Raw genomic sequence first — 4,041 nt, forward strand, 5'->3', positions numbered from 1 at the left:
AACCCCTCCACTCCTGGATTCCCGATAAAAGATTTCGGGAATGACGCCTTGGATTACAGTCAGATACGGAGATTTTAAAGATGCCGGTAAAAAATTGTTTTATCCTTTATCAGTTTTCCTGTATCATTTTTTTCTTGTCCATATACGTAAATCAAAATAAAATGTAAACTTTATCCGGTTCTGCATATTTTAATCTTTTATCCCTCGATTTTTTTTAATAAATTTCTGTATCGGAAAATGGAGCTGAAAAATGTATTTGCCCTGCACAAAATCGGAAATGAAAAAACTCGGGTGGGAAAGGTGCGACATTATCCTTATTACAGGAGATGCGTATATTGACAGCCCCTTCATAGGAGCTGCACTTATAGGCAGGGTGCTTTTCAATGCTGGATTTAAGGTAGGTATGATTCCGCAGCCTGGCCTTAATTCAGACGCTGATATCTCCCGTCTTGGCGAACCTCTTCTATTCTGGGGAGTAACAGGCGGATCAGTTGATTCCATGGTTGCAAATTATACTGCATCAGGAAAGAGAAGAAAGAGAGATGATTACACTCCCGGAGGAGTCAATTCCAAAAGGCCTGACAGAGCTGTCATAGCTTATACTAATCTTATAAAAAGATATTTTAAAAATACAAAACCAATTGTTCTGGGAGGCGTTGAAGCCAGCCTCCGCTGTATTGCACATTACGATGCGTGGTCACGATCCATAAGACGTTCAATACTGTTTGATGCAAAAGCCGACTATATAGTCTACGGCATGGGAGACAGATCTGTCAGAGAACTTGCTGAGGATCTTTCACACGGAGGGAACGGGCATTCTGTCAGGGGAGTATGCTACATCTCCTCTGAACCTGAAGAAGATTTCATAGAGCTTCCGGATTACCAAACCGTTAAACAGGATAATCATGCATTTATTGAGATGTTCCGCGGGTTCTATGATAATAATGATCCTGTAAGCGGCAGAGGCCTGATGCAGAAGCAGGATACAAGGTATCTTATTCATAATCCTCCTGCAGAGTATCTTTCTCAGAAAGAACTTGATGATGTTTATAATATGGATTTTGAACTGGACGTGCATCCTGTTCATAGAAAAGAGGGGGAAGTCAGAGCTCTTGAAACAATCCGTTTCTCTATTACCAGCCACAGAGGATGCTACGGCGAGTGCAATTTCTGCTCAATAGCAGTTCATCAGGGGAGAAGAGTAAGATGGAGGTCAATTGACTCAATTGTAAAAGAAGCCGAAAAATTTACAAAGCATCCTGCATTTAAAGGTATTATAAGTGATGTGGGAGGCCCTACTGCAAATATGTACGGGTTTGAATGTTCAGTCAAAGAAAAAGCAGGGCCGTGCAGGGACAGGAGATGTCTCTATCCTGAAGTATGTGAACTGCTTGTGCCCAGCCATAAGGGCCAGATTGAAATTTTAAAAAGAATATCCCGTATCCCGGGAGTCCGCAAGGTATTTGTAGCTTCGGGAATCCGTCATGATATTATACTTGAAGATCAAAGGTACGGAGATCCCTATCTTAAGGAAGTTGTTTTTAACCATACTTCCGGCCAGTTAAAAATAGCTCCTGAGCATACTGAGCAAGAGGTGCTTGATGTAATGGGCAAACCCGGAACAGATAAATTGCTTAAATTCAGGGAGAAATTTTTCAAGTACACAAAAGCTGCGGGCAAAAAGCAGTTTTTAACCTACTATTTTATTGCAGCTCATCCCGGATCAACAAAAAAACACATGGAGAATCTGAAGTCATTTACAGATAAATATCTTAAGATTGTGCCGGAGCAGGTACAGATTTTTACACCTCTTCCTCTGACATGGTCAAGCATTATGTATGCAACAGGAATTAACCCTTTTACAATGCAGCCGATATTTGTAGAAAGGGACAAAGGTAAAAAAGAGATTCAGAAGAGTATAATTACAGGCAGCAAAAAGAAAAACAGCGCTTACCGGAAATATCCGAACAGGAGAAGCCGCAGATAACGCATAAGAAGAATGTATGAAAAATATAAAAACAGATAAAAAATATCTTGATCCTTTGGTAGTTTCGCGCATCTCAAGGCTTGATCTTATTGCAAGGCTTGTTGTAGAGGGATTTATAACAGGCCTTCATAAAAGCCCTTATCACGGCTTTTCAGTTGAGTTCTCTGAATACCGCCCTTACATGACAGGTGATTCCATAAAAAACATTGACTGGAAAGTGCTCGGACGTACGGAAAGGTTTTATGTTAAGCAATTTCAGGAAGAAACGAATTTAAGGGCTCATATTCTGATAGATGCGTCAAATTCCATGACATTCGGATCATCCGGAATAACAAAGCTTGCATATGCAAAGTATCTTGCAGCAGCTCTCAGTTACATGCTGTTAAAGCAGAGAGATGCTGTGGGCCTTGCTGCATTTGACAGTACTATTCGTTCCTACCTGCCTCCGCGTTCTGTTATGAGCTATCTTAATGTAATGCTTTCCGAAATTGATCATTTACAGGGAGGTAATGATACTTCAATTGCTAATACTTTTCATGAACTCGCTGAAAGAATAAAGCGCAGGGGCCTGATTATAATTCTTTCAGACCTTCTCGATAATCAGGATGAAGTGCTGAAGGCATTAAAACATTTCCGCCATAGAAAGCATGAAGTAATTGTTTTTCATATACTCGACAAGAGAGAAACGGATTTGAATTTTTCAGGTAATGTCCTGCTTGAGGATTCAGAAACAGGGGATTCAATTCCGGTTGAAACGTTGTACGTAAAGAATTCGTATAAGAGCAGGATGAAAGAATTTATTGACAGGTACAGAAGAGAGTGCAGATTGCATCACATTGATTATTTGATGATTAATACAGAAGAAAATTTTGCTACAGCTTTAACAAAGTATCTTGTTAAAAGAAAAATGATTGGAGCCTGACAGAAGTGAAATTTTTTATTATCTGGATATTTATTATTCTTGGGATTACACTATCTTTTCTTCTCCTTATATGGAAAAAAGACGGCAGAAATTCAGTGTTCAGGCTTAAACTTACTGCATTGTTTATTATGTTTGTTGTTGTTCCAACAGTGCCGCTGGCATTCTTTTCTGCAAACCTGCTTACTCACAGCGTAAACATGCTTTTGCTCCCTGGTATGAGTGATGTACTTTCAAAATCCGTTGATACTATACGAAGGCAGGCTGAAGAGAGAGGCAGTAATTTTTTAACTGATTTTACTCCTGTTCAGTGGTCTGAATTTCTGCTTAATCAGCACAAAATCGACGGGGCAATATCCTGTAAATTTAAAAAAGGTGTAATATCAAAGGAGTTGTCAATAAAAGCGTCTGAAATCAATCTCCCTGATTCCGTACTTACCGGTTTTATTAAAAGGCCGGATAAATTAGTACCAGGACAGGCTGTAAGCAGGCTTTTTGATTACAAGGGCGCTTCTTGTCTTATAATGGCAATTATGCATGAAGATTCTTCCCTATCTGAAATCTATTATACAGTACCGCCCTATATGGTTGAAACCAAAAATAAAATAAGCCGTGCCATTGAGATACAGAGTACTCTCTCAATACTCAAGAATTCCATCATTGAAAAAAATATAATCTGGAGTATAGCAGTTATATTTATAGGATTGCTGATATTTTTATCATTCTATTTTGCGAAAAAACTGGCAACTCAGATTGACAGGCCAGTACGCAAACTTGTTTCAGGAATGGAAAAAGCCAGAAGGGGAGACCTCTTTACTTATGTTAATATAAACAGCCGTGATGAGTTTAAATTTCTTGGAGATTCTTTTAATAATATGATTGAAGATTTAAAAATAAGCCGCGAAAAGCTGGCTGCAGCAGAAAGGATAGCAGCATGGCGCCAGGCTGCAAGGGCAATCTCCCATGAGATTAAGAACAGCCTCACTCCCATATCTCTTTCTCTGCGAAGGATCAGAAATTATTGCAAAGAAAACAATCTTCCGGAAAATGTGAGAGAGAGTATCTCTACTGTTGAGGAAGAACTGAATGCACTTGAGGCTATGGCATCGGAATTTTCTGAATTCGCACGTATGCC

The 4,041-nt window shown here is 39.4% G+C and carries 3 protein-coding genes; all 3 read left to right on the forward strand.

What is annotated here, in order from left to right; genetic code table 11:
- The first annotated feature begins 250 nt into the window (after positions 1-250).
- On the forward strand, positions 251-1,987 hold the full coding sequence (locus tag J7K93_07770; GenBank protein ID MCD6116896.1) for a YgiQ family radical SAM protein: 1,737 nt from the start codon (positions 251-253) through the stop codon (positions 1,985-1,987).
- 25 nt (positions 1,988-2,012) lie between these two features.
- Positions 2,013-2,909 (forward strand): DUF58 domain-containing protein, encoded by an 897-nt coding sequence (locus J7K93_07775; GenBank protein ID MCD6116897.1) that lies wholly within the window; start codon positions 2,013-2,015, stop codon positions 2,907-2,909.
- Positions 2,910-2,914: 5 nt separating this feature from the next.
- On the forward strand, positions 2,915-4,041 hold a 1,127-nt coding region (locus J7K93_07780; protein ID MCD6116898.1), incomplete at its 3' end, for a HAMP domain-containing protein.

The organism is bacterium (assembly GCA_021158245.1).
Taxonomy (GTDB): Bacteria; Zhuqueibacterota; QNDG01; order QNDG01; family QNDG01; genus QNDG01.